Source organism: Pseudoalteromonas sp. S2755 (assembly GCF_005886535.1).
In the GTDB taxonomy this organism is placed as follows: domain Bacteria; phylum Pseudomonadota; class Gammaproteobacteria; order Enterobacterales; family Alteromonadaceae; genus Pseudoalteromonas.
Window position 1 is genome coordinate 1 of the sequence record NZ_PNDS01000250.1, and the last position, 1,656, is coordinate 1,656.

At 41.7% G+C, this 1,656-nt stretch carries 2 protein-coding genes; both read right to left on the reverse strand.

Annotated features, from left to right (window positions below; all coding sequences use genetic code 11):
• Window positions 1-120: 120 nt before the first annotated feature.
• Entirely contained in the window at window positions 121-360 is a 240-nt protein-coding gene (locus CWC03_RS23095; RefSeq protein ID WP_138583824.1) for a hypothetical protein, read from the reverse strand.
• Between the two features lie 135 nt (window positions 361-495).
• Window positions 496-1,656 (reverse strand): serine hydrolase domain-containing protein (locus tag CWC03_RS23100; protein ID WP_138583825.1); only part of this gene is annotated, 1,161 nt, incomplete at its 5' end.

A 1,656-nucleotide genomic window follows, 5' to 3' on the forward strand; every position in this document is an offset into this window, starting at 1 on the left:
AGCAAAATCTTTGTCTTGCCTACAGGACGTAGGTACCTTAGCGTGAGCAGGATGCGGAAGCGGTGTTATCGACAAGATTTTCTCGCCTCAAAGTAGAGCACTTAATTAAGCAAATTGATGTTACACCGCAAAGCCTCGCCATTGCGGCATCAAAAGGCCTGCAATAAACCAAGGAACTTGTAATACGAGAATACACAGTGCATACAAACGCAACTGCTCAGCAGTCCATCGCGCTGCAAACCAACCTATGATAAAGAACGACTTCCACCCTTCTATTTTTTCAGCTCCACCAAAATTTAAAATCCAAAGCCAAAATGCCGCAAGTGTGACATGAGAAAGTATCCATGCAAGTAAACTCATACCTAACTCCTTGTCTCTATGTTCGTACCCGATCCAGCTTTCGCTTCAGAAAGTAAGCTAATGAAGCTGATATTAAACCACTTTAATCAATTGCATATTTTTTAACTTCTTGAATCCGGAATTTTCATTGTCTTTTTACCGCTTAGCGTGCTCATACTTTTCAACAATCGCATTGGCAATATCATTTAATTTCCCTTGCGTGTTGTTCGCTGAAACATTTGTGGCAATAAATATTCCTAACTTCTGCTTTGGATAAAGCGCAAGCCAAGTGGAAGTGCCTATAGAGCCCCCACTGTGATAGAACATAGGATTAGCTGAGTGATACTCGTATGTATTCCAAAAAAATGCGTGGCCATGTTCACTGCTGGTTTCTGTTAATAAGGTGCGCGACAACAGCACTTCTTCTGCTTGGGTGCTGAGTAAATACTGCATATAATCGGCAATCGAAGCTGCAGTGGATGTTAGTCCGCCTTCAGCGAACGAGTGTGGACTGAGTAACGGTGCAATTTTGCCGTTTCTATCTACCCCTCTCGTTATTTTACTTATCTCACTGGGCTCTAAACGAAACCTTGTGTGTTCTTCACCTGATTGTTCCGTGATCAATTGCGCAACAAGTGTAGATAATGGTTGGTTATACACGTTTTCCAAAATATACCCGGTCAGGTTTGCGCCAACATTGGAGTATTGAAATGTCTCACCAGGCATTGAGGTAAGTTGGTACTGAGCTAAATCTTCAAAAAACTTCGCTTTTGAATAGTTAGAGAACAGCTCAAAAGCCTTGCCAGACTTTATATCTGCACTTGTATATGCAAAATCTTGCGGTAAACCACTTCTGTGAGTCGCGAGATGACGCAAAGTGATAGGTTTGCCTAGATGCTGCAGGTTTTGATAATCACTATCCTGCAAGTACACCCTAATATCTTCATCTAGTTGCACTTTTTTATCTACTACCGCCTTGGCAAGCAACAACCCGGTATAAGTTTTAGTGATGGATGCAATTTCATACACGGTGTCATGGTGTGGCTTTGTACCATCAGGAAACTCGCCAAACTGTTTTTGATAGTTAAGCTTGTCATTCACAACGGCGATGGAGGCAACTTGTCCATTTTCCTCAATCAGAAAATCTGTTAGTTTTTTCTCAACAAACGCGTCAAAGCCTAGTTTACTATCGTTGTTGCAGGCGGTTAAAGCCGTCAAAAAGAGCATCAAACAAAGTACGGTTAATGATTTCACTGAACGTAGCTGCATCTTTGCTCTGTCGCCTCGGTTAATTAATTGATGTATGCCAATAGAAAG

What these genes read in the sequence shown, in the direction of transcription:
- CWC03_RS23095 (WP_138583824.1), bottom strand. Translation starts at nt 360, where the DNA reads ATGAGTTTACTTGCATGGATACTTTCTCATGTCACACTTGCGGCATTT.